Source organism: Kluyvera ascorbata, assembly GCF_023195735.1.
Lineage (GTDB): Bacteria > Pseudomonadota > Gammaproteobacteria > Enterobacterales > Enterobacteriaceae > Kluyvera > Kluyvera ascorbata.
In genome coordinates, this window is sequence record NZ_CP096201.1 from 2,005,684 (window position 1) to 2,025,109 (window position 19,426).

13 protein-coding genes are annotated in these 19,426 nt (G+C 55.2%); 11 read left to right on the forward strand and 2 right to left on the reverse strand.

Annotation, left to right across the window (positions count from 1 at the left end):
- Window positions 1–184: 184 nt before the first annotated feature.
- The 9 genes from MY052_RS09430 (at window position 185) to MY052_RS09470 (ending at window position 13,747) form a co-directional block, all read left to right on the forward strand.
- A complete protein-coding gene (locus tag MY052_RS09430) occupies window positions 185–1,036 on the forward strand; it encodes a helix-turn-helix domain-containing protein (RefSeq protein WP_035895244.1) in 852 nt (283 codons plus the stop codon).
- 108 nt (window positions 1,037–1,144) lie between these two features.
- Window positions 1,145–2,446 carry an MFS transporter gene (locus MY052_RS09435; RefSeq protein ID WP_202217726.1) on the forward strand — a complete coding sequence of 434 codons (1,302 nt, stop codon included), beginning with the start codon at window positions 1,145–1,147 and terminating at the stop codon, window positions 2,444–2,446.
- A 26-nt stretch (window positions 2,447–2,472) separates the two neighbouring features.
- Window positions 2,473–5,136 (forward strand): alpha-L-rhamnosidase, encoded by a 2,664-nt coding sequence (locus MY052_RS09440; RefSeq protein ID WP_248538656.1) that lies wholly within the window; start codon window positions 2,473–2,475, stop codon window positions 5,134–5,136.
- A gap of 192 nt (window positions 5,137–5,328) precedes the next feature.
- On the forward strand, window positions 5,329–6,480 hold the full coding sequence (flhB, locus tag MY052_RS09445) for a flagellar biosynthesis protein FlhB (RefSeq protein WP_035895251.1): 1,152 nt from the start codon (window positions 5,329–5,331) through the stop codon (window positions 6,478–6,480).
- Complete coding sequence (flhA, locus tag MY052_RS09450) at window positions 6,473–8,554, forward strand: flagellar biosynthesis protein FlhA (protein WP_202217728.1); 2,082 nt, start codon at window positions 6,473–6,475, stop codon at window positions 8,552–8,554. The genes flhB and flhA overlap by 8 nt, the downstream gene beginning before the upstream one ends.
- Window positions 8,554–8,946, forward strand: coding sequence for a flagellar protein FlhE (gene flhE / locus MY052_RS09455; RefSeq protein WP_202217729.1), 393 nt, complete (start codon window positions 8,554–8,556; stop codon window positions 8,944–8,946). The genes flhA and flhE overlap by 1 nt, the downstream gene beginning before the upstream one ends.
- Window positions 8,947–9,215: 269 nt before the next feature.
- Complete coding sequence (locus MY052_RS09460; RefSeq protein WP_202217730.1) at window positions 9,216–10,802, forward strand: MFS transporter; 1,587 nt, start codon at window positions 9,216–9,218, stop codon at window positions 10,800–10,802.
- 4 nt (window positions 10,803–10,806) lie between these two features.
- Window positions 10,807–11,946: a beta-galactosidase BglB gene (gene bglB, locus MY052_RS09465; protein ID WP_202217731.1), complete on the forward strand. Its 1,140-nt coding sequence runs from the start codon at window positions 10,807–10,809 to the stop codon at window positions 11,944–11,946.
- Window positions 11,947–12,178: 232 nt separating this feature from the next.
- On the forward strand, window positions 12,179–13,747 hold the full coding sequence (locus tag MY052_RS09470) for an MFS transporter (RefSeq protein ID WP_202217732.1): 1,569 nt from the start codon (window positions 12,179–12,181) through the stop codon (window positions 13,745–13,747).
- 26 nt (window positions 13,748–13,773) lie between these two features.
- Here MY052_RS09470 and mrdA read toward each other — a convergent pair whose 3' ends face one another.
- Window positions 13,774–15,645, reverse strand: a complete 1,872-nt coding sequence (gene mrdA, locus MY052_RS09475; RefSeq protein ID WP_202217733.1) for a penicillin-binding protein 2 — start codon at window positions 15,643–15,645, stop codon at window positions 13,774–13,776.
- A 272-nt stretch (window positions 15,646–15,917) separates the two neighbouring features.
- Window positions 15,918–17,651: an arginine--tRNA ligase gene (gene argS, locus MY052_RS09480; RefSeq protein ID WP_202217734.1), complete on the reverse strand. Its 1,734-nt coding sequence runs from the start codon at window positions 17,649–17,651 to the stop codon at window positions 15,918–15,920.
- Between the two features lie 231 nt (window positions 17,652–17,882).
- Between argS and MY052_RS09485 the strand changes: the two genes are divergently transcribed.
- Together MY052_RS09485 and cutC are read left to right on the forward strand one after the other, a co-directional pair.
- Entirely contained in the window at window positions 17,883–18,449 is a 567-nt protein-coding gene (locus tag MY052_RS09485) for a VOC family protein (RefSeq protein ID WP_202217735.1), read from the forward strand.
- Between the two features lie 73 nt (window positions 18,450–18,522).
- The gene (gene cutC, locus MY052_RS09490; protein WP_202217736.1) at window positions 18,523–19,263 is read left to right on the forward strand and encodes a copper homeostasis protein CutC; all 741 of its coding nucleotides are present in this window, start codon (window positions 18,523–18,525) and stop codon (window positions 19,261–19,263) included.
- Window positions 19,264–19,426 lie beyond the last annotated feature (163 nt).

Genomic DNA, 19,426 nt, shown 5'->3' on the forward strand with positions numbered 1-19,426 from the left:
GCATTTCCCGAAAATGAAACCAGCGTCACGCTGGCTTACGCCTGAGTGCCACTCCGATATATAGACTTGTCATAATTATTACGCTTAAATAGTTATCAATGAGACCTGCAACAATATTTATTTTTTAATCCTTGCTATTAGTTAAGGTCGGAATGTTATTGCCCAAATAAAATCGGGAGTGCTCATGCGGATATTACGGGATAGTGATTTTTTTCACTCGGATCAACATGCGTTTTGCCTTTTTACGATGAATAATCAGCTAATGGAAGGTGTGCATGGGCATGAATTTGATGAGCTGGTTATTGTTCGTGATGGCAGCGGGTTTCATATTGTTAATGATATTGTCCACTTTATTTGTAAGGGTGATTTCTTTATCGTTACAAAAAATGATACGCACAGCTACGTTTCCACTAATCATCTCTCGGTGATTAATATATTAATCCGCAGAAATCATAACTTTCATTTTTTACAGCATATCGACACTCTGCTGCAATGCGTGAAAACGCAGCTGCAGTCACGCAACGACCGCACCCTGACCTCGAGGGCGCTGGCCAACATCGAGGCCTGGAGCGACCAGATTGTTTCTCGTAACGAGAACGACTACGACGCGCTCTATTTTTCGCAGTGTGAAGCGGCATTCCTCAACGTTGTCAACACGCTTTGTCAGTGCGGACGCCAGACGGAGGTGCTTAACGCGGAAGAGAGAGGACAGGCGAGTCTTATCAGGACGCTAAAATCTAACAGCCTTCGGCAGCTCGACTGGGGGGCACTTAGCGATGAAAGCGGCGTCGCGCGACGCACGATGTTTCGCTTTATTAAACGCATTACCGGCTATACCCCGGTAAGATTCCAGATGCTGTTTCGGGTTCTTAAAGCTCAGGAGCTGTTACGGACTACTGATAAAACGGTGAGCGAAATAGCCGCCCGCTGCGGTTTTATGAATGGAATCAGATTAACCGAATCATACCGACGATATTTTAATTATTCTCCGACTCATGAACGGGAACTACATTCTCGCGTGTTAACGCGGATCTGATTTTCGGCTAATAACGACAATAAAACGACTGCAATTTTATCTCAACAATCGTCGTGAGAGGGGATTCTGCACGCTTCTCCTTTCGCGCTCAGCATTAAGGGATTCGTCATGGCAAAAAATAAAACGCCCGGCCCCTGGTATATTGGGGTGGTGTCAGGAATGGCATCGTATATAGACTCGGCGGCCATTGTTTCTAATGGTACCGCGTTGGTTATTTATCAAAAAACCATTGGCATTACTGCGCTGGAAATTGGCATTTTATCCGGCTTATTAACCCTCTGTATTGCCGCCGGAGCGTTCTGCGGTGGCCGTCTTGGCGACCGTATCGGGCGGCGTAATGTCTTTATTATCACAATGGCGATGATCGTTCTCGGTACGCTGGCGTTAGCCTTTGGACTGAGCTTCCATTTCTTGCTGCTTGGCACCCTGCTGGTGGGGTTGGCGACGGGAGCCGATTTACCGGTTTCGCTGGCGACGATATCGGAAGCCGCCTCTGACGACAATCGCGGCAAGATTATCGGCCTGTCGAATCTGCTCTGGCTGGTGGGTATCGGCGCGACGATGGGGATCTCGGCGGTGGTGGGGGACTGGGGGCAGATTGGCGCGCAAATCATGTATATGCACGTCGGTCTGGTGGCAGCGGTATTGCTGATTCTGCGCTGGTCAATTCCCGAATCGCCGCTGTGGCTTGCCGCACGTGATGAACAGCGGCGGGGCGTGGCGACCGTTCGCGCCCAGAAAAGCGGCTGGCGCGACCTGCTTGATGCTAAATATCTGTGGCCGTTTCTCTCGCTGTGCGTCTTTTACACCTTCACCAATCTGGCGGCTAACACCGGCGGGCAGTTTGGCACCTTTGTTGCCGTCAACGTTGTCGGTATTTCGGTCAGTACAAACTCGCTGTGGGGGCTGCTTATCCTGCCCGTGAGCGTGGCATCGGGTCTGCTGTTTATGCGCATTGTGGATACTGATAAACGCATTCCCTTTTTCATCTTCGGCGCGGTGATGATGTCCGGAGGTTACTTCGTGCCTGTACTGCTTAATTTTTCTCCTCTCTCCTGGTTCTGCTGCTTGCTGTTTACCAATATCGGCACCGGCTTTGCCTTTGAAGGGATTATGAAAGTGTGGGCTCAGGAGTCGTTCCCGACCATGCTGCGCGCCACCGCCCAAGGGGTGATTGTTGGCGTGGCGCGTTTGACCTGTGGCCTGCTGGCCTTCGTGACGCCGGTGCTGCTGAGCGCCGGACCGATAGTTCTCTATTGCCTGCTAACGGCAGTTGTCGTGGCCGGAATGATCATCGGCTGGCTCTGCTTTCACGGCAGGCAGCGCAATGAATTCAATGCAGAAACGGAAATGGTCGCCACGCCCGGGAGCGACGTTTCTTCACGCGACACTATGCAGGTAAAAGCCTGAAAAATTAAGTCATTGAGGAAATCACTATGTTGGCCGTAGAAAAAGTAACGCTCAATTATGAAACCACGCTGGCGGGTTGCGAAACGCTCCCGGTGTTCGGCTGGACTATCAGTAGCGCTCTGCGCAATGTTGTTCAGCGCAGCTGGCGGTTGCAGCTGGCAACGTCGATGCAGTTTGATGAACTGCTGTATGACAGCGGCGACATTCATGACGACCGCTCTAATAACATCATCCTGCCGGATATCGAATGCGCCCCTTCAACCCGCTACTACGTGCGGGTGAAGATTACCGATAATCACGGACAGGCAAGCGACTGGAGCCCAGAAGCTTCATTTATCTCCGGGCTGTCTGCCGCAGCGTGGCAGGGCGATTTTATCTCCGCGGAAACGCCGCAGGAGAAGGACGTCTCAAAAGGGACGCTGCTGCGCCATGATTTTAGTTTGCCGCAGGCCAACGACATTGTCTGTGCGGTGGTTCATGCCAGCGCGCTGGGGCTGTATCAATTGTGGATCAACGGTGAAAAGGTGGGGGGCGATGAGCTCGCGCCGGGCTGGACCAGCTATCACCATCATCTTCTGTACCAGACCTGGGACGTCACTGAGCGTCTGCGCCGTGGGGACAATACCATTGGTGCGATGGTGGGTGCCGGTTGGTATAAAGGCGATATGAGCTTTAACCGCTACCGTAATTACTACGGCGAGCAGACCGGTTTTATTTGTCACCTTGTGGTGACGCTGCGTGACGGGAACCAGCAGGTGATCGCCAGCGGCGCTGACTGGCAGGCAAGCGACTCGGCGATTCTGTTCTCCGAAATTTACGACGGCGAAATCTACGATGCGCGCCGCGAACAACGCGGTTGGTGTGAACCTGGCTTTGATGCTCGGGGCTGGCGCGCGGTGAGCGTACTTGCCGCGGACCGTGCGGTGCTGCAGCCCCAGACCGCTTGCCCGGTAAGGGAAATAGAGCGGCTCGCGCCGTGGTCACTCTTCACTACGCCGAAGGGGGAAACGGTGCTTGATTTTGGCCAGAACCTCAGCGGTTGGGTCGAATTTAAGGTGCGAGGGGCCGAGGGCGATAACGTATCGCTACGCCATTTTGAGGTATTGGACGCGGAGGGGAACGTCTATCTGGCGAACCTGAGAACGGCAAAACAGCGGATTGACTATACCCTGCGCGGAGGGGAAGAGGAGCGATATCATCCGCACTTTACCTTTCAGGGCTTCCGTTATGTGATGATTGAACGCTGGCCGGGAACGCCGAAACTTGATGATTTTGTGGCGGTGGTTCTGCATTCAGCGATGGCCCCAACCGGCTCCATTGAAACCTCAAATGCAGAGCTTAATCAGCTGCATCACAATATTCTCTGGGGGCTGAAGGGAAACTTTGTCGATATTCCAACGGATTGCCCGCAGCGTGACGAACGCCTTGGCTGGACGGGGGATGCGCAGATTTTCTGTCGTACCGCCAGCTATCTGATGCAGACGGATACCTTCTTTGCTAAGTGGTTGGCGGATCTTGCGCATGATCAGACGGCTGAAGGCGGGGTACCGCACGTGATCCCCGATATCCTGACCGGTAAATGCGATAACGACCGCTTCCTGTCACATGGTCGCACCCATTCGTCCGCTGCGTGGGCCGATGCGGCGGTGATTAATCCGTGGACGCTATATCTAATGTATGGCGATACCCAAACGCTGGCACGCCAGTACGGCAGCATGAAGGCGTGGGTCGAGTTTATGCGGGCGAACGCGGTCGACAATATGTGGTCGTGGAAGCTGCAGTTTGGCGACTGGGTGGCGCTGGATGCCCGCGAAGGCAGCTATTTTGGCGCGACGCCGAACGAACTGACCTGCATGGCCTACTACGCGCTGTCAACGCAGCTGTTGGCAAAGTCGGCGAAAGTGCTCGGTCACGTGGAGGACGCGGAACGCTACGAGGAACTGCATGCGTCGATTGTTGACAGCTTCCACCGCGAGTTCTTTACCCCGAACGGCAGGCTAGCGGCGAGAACGCAAACCGCGCACATTCTGGCGCTCTACTTCCAACTGGTCCCGGAGGCCTACCGTGAACGCACGGTGCAAACCCTGCTGACGCTGTTGGAAGAGCAGGATGGTCACCTGGTGACCGGGTTCGTCGGCACGCCATACTTCTGCCATGCGCTCAGTGAGAACGGTCAGGCCGACGCCGCGTGGAAACTGCTGATGAAAGACGATTTCCCGTCCTGGCTGTATCAGGTGAAAGCCGGGGCGACCACCATCTGGGAGCATTGGGACGGCGTGAAGCCGGACGGTACCATGTGGAGCCCGGACATGAACTCGTTTAACCACTATGCCTATGGTGCCATCGGCGAATGGCTGTACCGGGCGGCGGCGGGAATCAATACACAAGAAGATGCTCCGGGCTTTAAACGCTCGGTGCTGTACCCGATTCCGGGCGGTAATCTGGCCTGGCTGAAAGCGCGCTATGCCTCGGTATATGGCGATATCAGCGTGCACTGGACGCAGGAAGGGGCGCAGGAAAGTCAGACGATAACCCTCGAGGTTGAGATCCCTGCGAATACCCGCTCGACGCTGGTGCTGGACAGGGCGCATACGCTGCTGGAGGCGGACGGTCTCGACTTTACGCCGGTGGCCGAAGGGTATCGCGCTGAGGTTGGTTCAGGGCGTTATCGGGTTGTGTTCTTGCGCTAATCATGCAGGCCGGATAAGGCGTTGATGCCGTTATCCGGCCTAATTTGTGCAGATTGCCGTATGGCGCCGCGCTCATCCGGCCTACAAAATCCATAAACGCCCGAATTCCTCTACTTTCATTCCGTTATTCCCCGTATTGGCAAACTCGCGCATCGAGATAATACTCGCGACCGTAATTGTGAGAGTGCAGCCGTGGCAGAAGAAAGCGACGACGACAAAACAGAAGACCCCACACCCCAACGACTTGAAAAAGCGCGTGAAGAGGGGCAAATCCCGCGTTCCCGCGAGCTGACATCCGTGCTGATGCTGCTGGTGGGCGTTTGTGTGCTCTGGTTGGGCGGGGAGTCCCTTGCGCGTCGGCTGGCGAACCTGCTTTCCGGCGGGCTGCGTTTTGATCACAGTATCGTGAACGATCCTAATCTGATCCTCGGGCAGATAATCATGCTGCTCAAAGAGGCCATGCTGGCGCTGCTGCCGCTGATTGTCGGCGTGGTGACGGTGGCGTTGGTGGCCCCGATGATGCTCGGTGGCCTGGTGTTCAGTACTAAATCCCTCGCGCTCAAGCTCGACAAACTTAACCCGCTGCCGGGCATTAAACGCATGTTTTCCGCACAAACGGCGGCGGAGCTGACAAAAGCCATTATGAAAGCGGTGCTGATGGGCACCGTTGCGGGCTTCTTTATGTGGCTGCACTGGCCGCAGATGATGCGTCTGGTGAGTGAGTCACCGCTGTCTGCCATGGGCAACGCGCTGAATATGGTTGGCCTTTGCGCGCTGCTAGTCGCGCTTGGCATCATCCCAATGGTCGGTTTCGACGTCTTCTGGCAGATCCACAGCCACCTGAAAAAGTTGCGCATGTCACGTCAGGATATTCGTGACGAATTCAAACAGAGCGAAGGTGACCCGCACGTGAAAGGGCGTATTCGCCAGATGCAGCGTGCCGCAGCGCGTCGCCGCATGATGGCGGATGTCCCAAAAGCAGATGTTATCGTCAATAACCCGACCCACTATTCTGTGGCGTTACAGTACGACGAAAACAAAATGAGTGCGCCGAAAGTGGTTGCCAAAGGCGCGGGGCTGGTGGCGCTGCGCATTCGTGAAATTGGGGAAGAGAACCGCATTCCGATGCTGGAAGCCCCGCCGCTGGCACGTGCGCTGTATCGTCATGCGGATATCGGTCAGCAGATCCCCGGCCAGCTTTATGCGGCGGTGGCGGAAGTGCTGGCCTGGGTCTGGCAGCTTAAACGCTGGCGGCTCGCGGGCGGTCAGCCGCCGAAAAAACCGGATAACTTACCGGTGCCAGAGGCACTGGATTTTTTGAACGAGAAGGACTCTGATGGCTAATCTTGTCGCAATGCTGCGTCTTCCCAGCAACCTGAAATCCACCCAGTGGCAGGTGCTCGCCGGGCCGGTGCTGATTTTGCTCATCCTGTCGATGATGGTGCTGCCGCTGCCGGCCTTCGTCCTCGACCTGCTGTTTACCTTTAACATTGCGCTGTCGATTATGGTGCTGCTGGTGGCGATGTTCACCCAGCGCACCCTGGAGTTTGCTGCGTTCCCGACCATTCTGCTGTTTACCACCTTGCTGCGCCTGGCGCTGAACGTGGCCTCGACTCGTATCATTCTGATGGAAGGGCATACCGGCGCGGCGGCGGCGGGGAAGGTGGTTGAAGCCTTCGGCCACTTCCTGGTCGGCGGTAACTTCGCCATCGGTATCGTGGTGTTTATCATCCTCGTTATCATCAACTTTATGGTTATCACCAAGGGTGCCGGGCGTATCGCGGAAGTTGGCGCGCGCTTCGTGCTGGACGGGATGCCGGGTAAACAGATGGCTATCGATGCCGACTTGAACGCCGGGATCATCGGGGAAGATGAAGCGAAGAAACGACGTTCTGAAGTCACTCAGGAAGCGGACTTCTACGGTTCGATGGACGGTGCGAGTAAGTTCGTTCGCGGTGATGCCATCGCCGGTATTCTGATCATGGTCATCAACGTCATCGGTGGCCTGCTGGTTGGCGTATTGCAGCACGGGCTGGATCTCGGTAAAGCGGCGGAATCGTATACGCTGCTGACCATTGGTGACGGTCTGGTTGCACAGATCCCCGCGCTGGTTATCTCCACCGCGGCGGGTGTTATCGTGACGCGCGTGAGTACCGAGCAGGACGTGGGCGAGCAGATGGTTGGCCAGCTGTTCAGCAACCCGCGCGTCATGCTGTTGAGCGCCGGGGTACTGGGTCTGTTGGGCCTGGTTCCGGGCATGCCGAACCTGGTGTTCTTGCTGTTCACCGCCGCGCTGTTAGGTCTGGCCTGGTGGATCCGCGGTCGTGAAATGAAAGCGCCGGAACCGCAGCAACAAGCTAAACCTCAGGAAGCGAGTACTCAGGCGGTAGAAGCGACCTGGGGCGATGTACAGCTTGAAGATACCCTCGGTATGGAGGTGGGCTATCGCTTGATTCCGATGGTAGATTTCCAGCAGGACGGTGAGCTGCTGGGGCGTATCCGCAGTATTCGTAAGAAATTCGCCCAGGAGATGGGCTTTTTACCGCCGGTGGTGCATATCCGCGACAACATGGATCTGGCTCCCGCGCGTTACCGCATTTTGCTTAAAGGGGTAGAAATTGGCAGCGGCGAAGCCTATCCGGGACGCTGGTTGGCAATTAACCCCGGCACCGCAGCCGGGACGCTACCGGGTGAAGTCACCACCGACCCCGCCTTCGGACTGGCCGCTATCTGGATTGAAAGCGCGCTGAAAGAGCAGGCGCAAATCCAGGGCTTCACGGTGGTAGAAGCCAGTACCGTGGTGGCTACCCATCTTAACCATTTAATTAGCCAGCACTCTTCAGAACTGTTCGGTCGCCAGGAAGCGCAACAGCTGCTGGATCGCGTGTCGCAGGATATGCCTAAGCTGACGGAAGACCTGGTGCCGGGCGTCGTGACGCTGACCACGCTGCATAAGGTGCTGCAAAATCTGCTTGATGAGAAGGTACCGATTCGCGATATGCGCACCATTCTGGAAACGCTGGCGGAGCATGCGCCGATTCAGACCGATCCGGGCGAGTTAACGTCGGTGGTGCGCGTGGCGCTGGGCCGGGCGATTACCCAACGCTGGTTCCCGGGGAACGACGAAGTGCAGGTAATAGGTCTGGATACGCCGCTGGAGCGTCTGTTGCTGCAGGCGCTGCAGGGCGGTGGTGGTCTGGAGCCGGGTCTGGCGGACCGTCTGCTGGCGCAAACCCAGGAGGCGCTGTCGCGTCAGGAGATGCTCGGTGCGCCGCCGGTGCTGCTGGTGAACCATGCGCTGCGTCCACTGCTGTCACGATTCCTGCGTCGTAGCCTGCCGCAGCTGGTGGTGCTGTCAAATATGGAGCTTTCCGACAACCGTAATATCCGCATGACGGCAACCATTGGAGGTAAGTAATGCGCAGATTACTGCTATTACTTTGCTTGCCGCTGATGGCGCAGGCGGCGGGTGAGGGAGCCTGGCAGGCGAGCCGTATGGGCATTACGCTTAACCATCGCGGCGTTGCTGCCTCGTCAGCCCCCTTGATCTCGTCGCAGCCTGTTCAGGGGGCAACAACGTTGGTGGCCTGGCGCTATGAGCTTAATGGCCCAACGCCTGCGGGATTGCGCACCCGGCTTTGTTCGCTAACCCGCTGCACTGAACTTGATGCCCAGAGCGGTACTACCATGGCATTCAGCCAGGTATCCGCGGCGGAACCGTTTCGCTTCATCTGGGAAGTTCCCGGTGGAGGGCGGTTAATTCCAGCTTTGAAGGTTCAAAGCATACAAATTATCGTCAACTACCGCTAACTGCCGCACATTTCACCAATCGCCACCGCAATCCGGTGGCGATGTCGCATTTCTGGTCCTTCCTTTTGATCGTAAAGAAACGTTGTTTTATAAATCAGTGACGCATATGCCACGACTCTTTGCATTTTTGCCAATCCCACGCCTGTGCTGGCAGAAATAGGAAGGTATCCCTTTACGCATACTTTTACTGTAGCCGTGTCAGTACTCCTTTGGTGAAGCTCTAGCGCGCCGAAGGAGTTCCAATAATAAAAGGCACAGGATTGACGGCAATGAATAGAACGCGAAAAATAGGACTGGTGAATTACTTCGCCTACGGTTCGGGCGATTTTCTCGGTGCAGGTACCACTGCGCTGACCGCCGCATGGCTCCTCTACTTCTACACCACCTTCTGTGGGTTATCTCCCATTGAAGCCACCTTTATTTTTGCTACCGCCAGGGTTCTGGATGCAGTGGTCAGCCCGCTAATGGGCTTCTTAACCGATAACTTTGGTTCGACCTGGTTCGGTAAACGCTTTGGTCGCCGTAAGTTCTTTATTCTGCTCGGCATTCCTTGCGTGTTCAGCTACTCCTTTATGTGGATAGGGGAGATGAGCTTCTGGTACTACCTGGTGACCTATCTCATCTTTGATGTGGTCTACACCATGATTCTGGTGCCGTATGAAACGCTGGTGCCGGAAATGACCGACGATTTCAAACAGAAGACCAAATTCTCCGGCGCGCGTATCGGTATGGCACAGATGTCAGCGATTCTGGCCTCCTTCCTGCCGGGCATCCTGCTGACTCACTTTGGTAAGGACAACGCGATTTCCTTCTTCTACGCAAGCCTGGTGTTCTCCGTGCTGTGCGCGCTGATGCTGACCTTCGTCTGGTTCTTTACCTGGGAACGCCCGCGTGAAGAGTGGACCGCGGCGGCGCTGCAGGCTGAAGCTGAGAAAAAGCACTTGACCTTCGGGCAGAGCATGAGCCGTCTGTTCATCGAACTCTCCTCGACGCTGCGCATTAAGATTTTCCGCCAGCATCTGGGTATGTATCTTGGCGGCTATATCGCTCAGGACGTGTTTAACGCCGTCTTTACCTACTACGTGGTGTTTGTGCTGATGCAGGAAGCTTCAGTGGCCTCTAACCTGCTGGGCACCATGGCTATCTTCCAGTTCATCGCGGTTATTGCCATGATCCCGCTGTGCATTCGCTTTGGACCGGCGCCGTCTTACCGCATGGTGGTGGTTCTGTTTGGCCTGGGTTCCTTCTCTTACGCTGCGCTTTACTATGCCGGACTGAGCGATATCTATTCGCTGCTGCTGCTGATTTCCGCCATTGCGGGTCTGGGCCGTGGTGGCATCAACTACGTGCCGTGGAACACCTACACCTATATTGCCGATGTGGATGAAGTGGTCACCGGCCAGCGCCGTGAAGGTATCTTCGCGGGCATCATGACCCTCACGCGCAAGGCTTCTCAGGCGGGTGCGGTGATGCTGGTGGGGATCATCATGCAGCTTTCTGGCTTTGTTTCTGGGCAGAAAACACAGCCTGCTGAGGTGAGCCATACCATTCTGATGATCCTCAGCATGGGTACCATCATCGTGCTGACGCTGGGCTTCCTGGTTTCTCTGCGCTTTAAACTGAATCTGACCACTCACGGCGTGCTGCGCGAAGAAACGGCAAAAATGCGTGAAGCAGGCCATGTAGTACCAGAGAGCGTCGCGCCGCAGGCTCGTGCCACCGTAGAGATGCTGGCCGGTATGCCGTATGAGTGCCTGTGGGGCAACAACAATATTGGTTATCTGAATCGCAATAAACCTGCTGCACCTTCACTGAAGCAGGCGGCAACATTGAATTCGACTTACAACAGAGGTTAGAAATATGAAAGTTTGGCCCGTCAAACATAGCCCATTATTACGTCAACCGGAGCGTTTTATCTCCCGGGAAGAGCTGAAAGCCTTGATTCAGACGGTGACGAACAATCTGGTGAATATCAAGGATGAGACAGGTCAATTTCTGCTGCGCCTGGACGATGGTCGCGTCATCGATACCAAAGGCTGGGCAGGCTGGGAATGGACGCACGGAGTGGGGCTGTATGGCATCTATCAGTACTATCAGCAGACCGGCGATGTCGCCATGCGCGACATCATCGATAGCTGGTTTGCCGACCGCTTTGCCGAAGGCGCGACCACTAAAAACGTCAACACCATGGCGCCGTTCCTGACGCTCGCCTATCGCTATGAAGAAACGCGTAATCCGGCGTATCTGCCATGGCTGGAAACCTGGGCTGAGTGGGCAATGAACGAGATGCCGCGCACCGATCACGGCGGCATGCAGCATATTACGCTCGCGGAAGAAAACCATCAGCAGATGTGGGATGACACCCTGATGATGACCGTTCTGCCGCTGGCAAAAATTGGCAAGCTGCTGAATCGTCCGGACTACGTTGAAGAAGCGGTATATCAGTTCCTGCTGCACGTGCAGAACCTGATGGATAGAGAAACCGGGCTGTGGTTCCACGGCTGGAACTACGAAGGGAACCATAACTTTGCCAACGCCCGCTGGGCGCGCGGTAATAGCTGGCTGACCATCGTGATTCCAGACTTCCTTGAGCTGGTGGATCTGCCGGAGAACAACGCGGTGCGTCGTTATCTGGTGCAGGTGCTGAATGCGCAGATTGCCGCGCTGACGAAATGTCAGGACGACAGCGGCCTGTGGCATACGCTGCTGGATGACCCGAATTCTTACCTGGAAGCCTCGGCGACCGCCGGTTTTGCCTACGGTATTTTGAAAGCGGTACGTAAACGCTATGTTGGTCAGGAATATGCCGTCGTCGCGGAGAAAGCCATTAAGGGCATCGTGAAGCACGTTTCGCCGGAAGGGGAACTACTGCAAACGTCCTTCGGCACCGGGATGGGCTCAAACCTCGATTTCTATCGTGAAATCCCGTTGACCTCTATGCCGTACGGCCAGGCAATGGCGATTTTGTGCTTGACGGAATATCTGCGTAAGTTCTTCTAACCTTTAGCGCTTTGAAAACCCGGCTATGCAGATGGCCGGGTTTTTTATTGCCCTTTCAATCAAACAAAGTTGTTATTTTTTACTTTTGGTTATAAAAAAATTTTAACCAGATCCCATTCCTTGCGTATGGCTAATAGCCGTAATGACATTGGTGATATAGCTCACATTTCATCATTCATCATAAGAATATAAAAACAGTGTTTCAAAATTATAAAACACGAGGTTTATTTTTATGGCAAGAAATGCGGCTTCAGCCCCCCACGGGCTGCAGGGAAGACCTGTCAATCTGCGCCATCAACTGGCATACGGAGGCGGAAACCTCCTGGGGAGCGGCGCGCTGGCGATCAGCGGCGCGTGGCTTCTGTACTTCTATACCACATTTTGTGGTCTGACGCTGATTGAGGCAGCGTTCATTTTCTCCGTAGCCAGCGTCATTGACGCCATCAGTAACCCGCTGATGGGGTATCTCACCGATAATTTTGGTAAAACCGCGCTGGGCAAACGCTTTGGCCGCCGCCGTTTCTTCCTGCTTATCGGCATCCCATTAATGATGTTCTACCCGCTGCTATGGGTGGAAGGGCTGAGCTTCTGGTACTACCTCGCCACCTACGTGATGTTTGAGATTATCTACACCTCGGTGATGGTGCCATACGAAACGCTGGCCACCGAAATGACCGATGATTTCGCCCTGCGATCGAAGCTGACCGGCTATAAAGCCATTTTCGGCAAGCTGGCCAACTTCCTCGCCGCATTTATTCCAGGGCAGTTTATCCTCATCTACGGTAAAGACTCCGCTACGCCGTTCTTCCTGACCGGCCTGACCTACGGCGCAATCCTCATCGCGGCGGTAGCCTGCCTGTGGTACAACAGCTGGGAGCGTCCGCGTGAAGAAGAACCGGAAGCTCAGGTCAAATCGACCCTGCTGCATACGCTTGTGTCGCTGGCGAAAGACATGCGCTCTACCTTCTACCTGCGCGTGTTCCGTAAGCACCTCGGCATGTATCTGTGCGGTTTTGGCGCCGAGTGGCTGTTCGCGTCTATCTTTACCTACTTTGTTATTTTCGTACTGCAGCACGACCCGGCGATGGTGGCAGGGCTGAACAGCCTGAACTCTATCCTGCAGCTGATCTCCACCGCACTGTTTATCGGCCTGTGCGTGAAAAAAGGCTTCAGCAAGCCGTATATTATTGCGCTCTGCATCGTGATTTTCGCCGTCTTCCTCTATACCTCACTGTGGTTCTTCCATCTGCCGGTGCATCTGGCGACCATTCTGATGTTTGGGATAACGATTCTTTTCGGTCTGGGTACCGGCGGCGTGTACTACATTCCGTGGACGGTTTACACCTTCCTGGCCGACGTGGATGAAGTTTATACCGGCCGTCGCCGCGAGGGGATTTACGCCGGGGCGATGACTTTCTCCGGCAAGATTCTGCGCTCGATTATTGTGTTTGTAATGGGGGCTATTCTGAGCTACTACGGCTTCCAGTCGAAAGCACACGTCCAGCCCGAAAGCGCGGTGAACGCGATTGCGGTGGTATTCTGTGGCGGCGTGGCGCTGCTGGCGCTGATGGCGATAGTCTTCAGTAAACAGATGAAGCTGGACCGCGAAACTCACAAAGTGGTGCTTCAGGAAGTCGCGCGTATTAAGGCGGGCGGCAGACTGGAAGATATCACGCCGGAAGTGCGCGCGGTGATAGAAGACCTGGTCGGCCATCGCTATGAAGAGTGTTGGGGTAACAGCCCGCTGTTCAAAAACGATGAATCACCGGTTGTCGTCGAAGCAGTATCCGCCGGGCGCTAATTCATGCACCCGACGTTCACGTCAACTTATCCCTGGGACGGCGGCAGCGGTGGGCCGTCCTGAGGGACAAATAAATGGTCGAGGATTTGGCGCATAACCGGAGCCGCGACCACACCATCACTTCCCCCGTTTTCCAGCACCAGCGCAACGGCCACCTTCGGATTTTTATACGGCGCAAAGGCGGTATAGAAGATATGGTCGCGCAGGCGCGTTGGGATCATCTTCGCGTTATAGGTCTGGTTCTCTTTCAAACTGAACACCTGTGAAGTCCCGCTTTTTGCGGCAATACCGTAAGGCGCAGTATGGAAGAACTTGTAGCCGGTACCGTTTGGCGCGTTGGCCATGCCGAACATCGCCTGACGTACCAGATTCCAGTACGGCGAGGCGGCGCTGGCAATCTGCGGTTCATTGGCTGGCTGCTGATACGGAATAATCGTCTTGCCGGACTCTTCATCTTTCAGCAAGTGCGGCGGGATCACGCGGCCATTGTTGAGCAGGGCTACCATTGCTTTCACCATCTGAATCGGGGTGGCAATCCAGTAGCCCTGACCGATGCCGACAGAAATCGTGTCGCCCTGGTACCAGGCTTTCTTATGCACTTTCTCTTTCCAGCTGCGGCTCGGCAGTAGGCCGGTGTACTCTTCATCCAGATCGATCCCGGTCGGCTTGCCGTAGCCAAACTGGCTGAGCATATTATGGATGCGGTCAATCCCCATCATGTATGCCACCTGATAGAAGAAGGTGTCGGCGGACTCTTCAATCGCTTTGGTGACGTCCAGCATGCCGTGGCCGGATTTTTTCCAGTCGCGGTAGTGGCGCTGAGTACCGGGCAGCGTCCAGGTTGGCGCGCCGAAGAAGCTGGTTTGCGGGGTGATCACGCCGTCGAGCAGCGCCGACATCGCCATATACGGCTTCACCGTCGAAGCCGGCGGGTAGAGGCCTTGGGTGACGCGGTTAATCAGCGGCAGGTCTTTGTCCTGTAGCAGCGAGTTGTAATCTTTGTAGCTTATGCCTTTCACAAACGGGTTTGGGTCATAGCTGGGATTGGAGACCATCGCCAGCACTGAGCCATCGTGCGGGTCTTCGACCAGCACCGCTGCGCGTTGGCCGACCAGCAGGCTTTCGATGTACTCCTGCAGGTGTAGGTCCAGCGTCAGGTGGATATCTTTACCGGCGACCGGCGGCACGTCCTTCAACAGACGAACGATGCGTCCATGGTTATCGACTTCCACTTCCTGGTAGCCGGTTTTGCCGTGCAGCTCGTTTTCGTAGTAACGCTCGATACCCTGCTTGCCGATGTTATGGTCAGCAGCATAGTTTTCCGCAATGCCTTCTTTATCCAGCGTTTTGAGATCGGTATCGTTGATTTTCGACACATAGCCCAGCACGTGCGCCAGTTCAGCGCCGTACGGGTACTGGCGGTCTTCATAACTGTCTATCGTCACGCCGCTGAAGCGAAACTGGTTAACGGAAAAACGGGCAATTTCAACGTCGGAGAGGGCGTTTTTTAAGACCACCGGGCGATAGCGGCTGCTGGATTTGAGCGCTTTATGGAACTGGTCAATGTCGTCAGGGGTCAGGTCAACGATGGGTGACAGTTCACGCAGCAGCGCGTCCATATCGTCGATTTTGTAGGGGGTGACGGAGATATCGTACCAGGTGACGTTCTTTACCAGCGGAATACCGTTGCGGTCGTAGATAATGCCGCGCGTCGGCGCAACCGGCAGCATCTTGATGTCGTTAGCATCGGAACGCGTGGTGTAGTAGCTATGTTCTTCAACCTGCAGATGGTAGAGATTGAAAATCAGTATGCCAAAGCAGACGACCACCAGGCCAAAGGCCACGAGCGCGCGGCGCAGGAAGAGCTTTCGCTCCGCTTCATAGTCTCTAAAAGTCATTACGGTACCCAGTGTTTAAGCCGCCTAATGATACGGAGCGGTCACCGTCATGACAGATAAAAAATGTACCATCCCTCTGGAAAAATGTGTCAATCCTTGTGATTTGTAACAAATTGCAGTGGGCGTAGGCCGGATAAGGCGTTTACGCCGCCATCCGGCAAGGTGCACTGGCCGCCTGATGACGCTTCGCTTATCAGGCCTACACGGGGTGCATTCGGGAGAATAAAAAAAGCCCGCGACATGCGCGGGCTTTTTTATATCACTCGAAGTAATTACATACGTTCGACGGTTTCGATACCCAGGGTATCCAGACCCAGCTTCAGGGTTTTCGCCGTCAGCAGCGCCAGCTTGAGGCGACTGTTACGTACGCTTTCATTCTCGGCGGAGAGGATAGGGCAATGCTCGTAGAAGCCAGAGAACAGGCCCGCAAGATCGTACAGGTAGGCACACATCACGTGTGGCGTACCGTCGCGAGCGACGACGTTCAGCGTCTCTTCGAACTGCAGCAGACGAGCGGCCAGCTGCGCTTCACGGTCTTCGGTGATGGTCACTTCGGCGTTGATAATAGCGCTTTCTTCCAGCTCCGCTTTACGGAACACAGACAGTACGCGGGTATAGGCATACTGCATATACGGCGCGGTGTTGCCTTCGAAGGCCAGCATGTTGTCCCAGTCGAACACGTAGTCGGTGGTGCGGTTTTTGGAGAGATCCGCATATTTTACCGCGCCGATACCGACGACGTTGGCCAGTTTTTCCAGCTCGTCTGCTGGCATTTCCGGGTTCTTCTCTGCGACCAGGCGGCGTGCGCGCTCCAGCGCTTCGTCCAGCAGATCCGCCAGCTTCACGGTACCGCCAGCACGGGTTTTGAACGGCTTGCCGTCTTTGCCCAGCATCATACCGAACATGTGGTGCTCCAGCGGCACGGAATCTGGCACGTAACCGGCTTTACGCACGATGGTCCACGCCTGCATCAGGTGCTGGTGCTGGCGGGAGTCGATGTAGTACAGCACGCGGTCGGCATGCAGGGTTTCGTAACGATATTTCGCACAGGCGATATCGGTGGTGGTGTACAGGTAGCCGCCATCCTTTTTCTGGATGATGACGCCCATAGGCTCACCTTCTTTGTTCTTGAACTCATCCAGGAACACCACGGTTGCGCCTTCGCTCTCAACCGCCAGACCTTTAGCTTTCAGGTCCGCTACGATACCCGGTAGCATTGGGTTGTAGAGGCTTTCACCCATCACGTCATCACGGGTCAGGGTGACGTTCAGGCGATCGTAGGTCAGCTGGTTCTGGGTCATGGTGATGTCGACCAGCTGGCGCCACATTTTACGGAAGTATTCGTCACCGCCTTGCAGCTTCACGACGTAGCTACGCGCGCGCTCGGCGAAGGCTTCGTCTTCGTCGTAGTGTTTTTTCGCTTCGCGGTAGAAACCTTCGAGGTCGGCCAGCGCCATTTCACCCGCGTTTTCCTGCTGCTGCTTTTCCAGATACGCAATCAGCATACCGAACTGGGTGCCCCAGTCGCCAACGTGGTTAGCGCGGATAACTTTATGGCCCATCAGCTCCAGCGTACGAACGGCAGCATCGCCAATGATGGTGGAACGCAGGTGGCCGACGTGCATCTCTTTTGCCACGTTTGGCGCGGAGTAGTCCACGACGATAGTCTGCTTTTCTGGCTGCGCGATGCCCAGACGGTCGCTTTTCAGCGCCTGGCTAACGTGCTCTGCCAGGAAGGTTGGGTCGAGGAAGATGTTGATAAAGCCTGGCCCGGCGATCTCGACTTTATTAGCAATGCCGTTCAGATCGAGATGAGACAGTACCTGCTCTGCCAGTTGTCGCGGTGCCATGCCCAGTTTTTTGGCCACTGCCATCATGCCGTTTGCCTGATAGTCGCCGAACTGTACTTTTGCTGACTGACGAACCTGTGGTTCGCAATCGGCAGGCGCGCCTGCCGCAATCATGGCCTGACTGACTTTTTCTGAGAGAAGAGCCTGAATATTCACCGGAATACCTTACGTTTTAGACGCTGCAACCTGCACGGTTCAGCGCCAGGTGTGGATAAATTAAGGCGGGAGTATACTGCATTTGCCTGATGCCGTCAGCACTGGGCCATCCTCTCGTGCCTTGAAAAAACGTTGCCTGAGCAGGGATTAATCGCTCATGCGCCTGAACGGTTGGTTCAGAGAGAACAACAGGGTAGATTAGCCTTTTCATGTAATAAGAGTAGGGCTGAAATGGCAAACTGGCAGACTATCGCGGAACTGCAGGATATTTCTGCAGATCTCCCACGTTTTACTGACGCACTGGCGGCGCTTTCCCACCGGCTAGGGCTGGATATCACGCCGCTTAATGCCGATCATATTTCGCTGCGCTGCCATCAAAACGCCACCGCCGAACGCTGGCGCCGCGGGTTTGAGCAGTGTGGCACGCTGCTGTCGGAAAATATCATCAACGGCCGACCTATTTGCCTGTTCAAACTTGAGGAGCCGGTATGCGTGGCCCACTGGCAGTTTACGGTGATTGAGCTGCCGTGGCCGGGCGAAAAGCGCTACCCGCACGAAGGCTGGGAACATATTGAAATCGTTCTGCCGGGCGAACCGGAAGGGCTAAACGCGCGCGCGCTGGCGCTGCTCTCCGATGATGGGCTGAGCCAGCCGGGCATTTCGGTGAAAACCAGTTCACCAAAAGGCGAACGCGAACGTCTACCGAACCCGACGATGGCCGTTACCGACGGGAAGGTCACGATAAAATTTCATCCATGGACGATTGAAGAAATTGTTGCCAGTGAGCAGCCAATGTAACAATGTGAACTAACGCCGGGTCTGCAGATGGGAACGGTGGCATGATCTTTCGCTGAATCAAACGGAGAGAACTATGGCATTGCTGGAAATCTGCTGTTACAGCACGGAATGCGCGGTTATCGCGCAGCAGAACGGGGCGGATCGTATTGAACTGTGTGCGGCACCGCTTGAGGGCGGCCTGACACCTTCTTACGGTGTGCTGAAAGCCACGCGTCACCGGGTAACGATTCCCGTCCACCCGATAATCCGGCCCCGAGGCGGTGATTTCTGTTATACCGACGGTGAGTTCGCCGCCATGCTGGAAGACGTGCGTCAGATTCGCTCGCTGGGCTATCCCGGCTTTGTGATTGGCGTGCTGAACCCAGAAGGGCAGGTGGATATTCCGAGGATGCGCCAGATTATGGTCGCGGCTGGCCCACTGGCGGTGACTTTCCATCGCGCCTTTGATATGTGTGCGAATCCGCAGCAGACCTTTGAACAGCTTGCGGAATTAGGCATTGCGAGGGTGCTCACCTCCGGTCAGCAACCGTCGGCGGAGAAAGGTATTTTATTAATTCGGGAACTTATTGGTCGAAGGGATACTCCAACTATTATGGCTGGTGCGGGTGTAAGAGCGAGCAACCTTGCTCTGTTCCTCGACGCCGGTGTTAAAGAAGTACACAGTTCAGCCGGGCAATGGGTGCCCTCCGAAATGCGTTATCGCAACTCCGGACTTTCAATGTCAACGGATCCTGAAGCTGATGAGTATTCTCGCTATACCGTCGATGGCGCGGCGGTAGCAGCAATGCGGGAAATCATTGAGCGCCACGTGTAGCTAAAAGTTTTTTACCGCGTGTCATATTCGCCCAATATGATGCTTGCTTGTACCAGGCCCCTGCCCATTAAACAGGGGCCTTTTTTTCGCCGTCATATTTCACTCTGCGACTGCGTTGGCTTTCCTCGCTCGCCCCAGTCACGTACTGATGTACGCTCCCGGG

Bases quoted from the DNA above. Each gene is read 5' to 3' on its own strand.
- mrdA (WP_202217733.1), bottom strand. From the start codon at position 15,645: ATGACTTTTAGAGACTATGAAGCGGAGCGAAAGCTCTTCCTGCGCCGC.
- flhA (WP_202217728.1), top strand. From the start codon at position 6,473: ATGGCTAATCTTGTCGCAATGCTGCGTCTTCCCAGCAACCTGAAATCC.
- MY052_RS09435 (WP_202217726.1), top strand. From the start codon at position 1,145: ATGGCAAAAAATAAAACGCCCGGCCCCTGGTATATTGGGGTGGTGTCA.
- flhE (WP_202217729.1), top strand. From the start codon at position 8,554: ATGCGCAGATTACTGCTATTACTTTGCTTGCCGCTGATGGCGCAGGCG.
- cutC (WP_202217736.1), top strand. From the start codon at position 18,523: ATGGCATTGCTGGAAATCTGCTGTTACAGCACGGAATGCGCGGTTATC.
- MY052_RS09440 (WP_248538656.1), top strand. From the start codon at position 2,473: ATGTTGGCCGTAGAAAAAGTAACGCTCAATTATGAAACCACGCTGGCG.
- MY052_RS09485 (WP_202217735.1), top strand. From the start codon at position 17,883: ATGGCAAACTGGCAGACTATCGCGGAACTGCAGGATATTTCTGCAGAT.
- bglB (WP_202217731.1), top strand. From the start codon at position 10,807: ATGAAAGTTTGGCCCGTCAAACATAGCCCATTATTACGTCAACCGGAG.
- MY052_RS09430 (WP_035895244.1), top strand. From the start codon at position 185: ATGCGGATATTACGGGATAGTGATTTTTTTCACTCGGATCAACATGCG.
- MY052_RS09460 (WP_202217730.1), top strand. From the start codon at position 9,216: ATGAATAGAACGCGAAAAATAGGACTGGTGAATTACTTCGCCTACGGT.
- MY052_RS09470 (WP_202217732.1), top strand. From the start codon at position 12,179: ATGGCAAGAAATGCGGCTTCAGCCCCCCACGGGCTGCAGGGAAGACCT.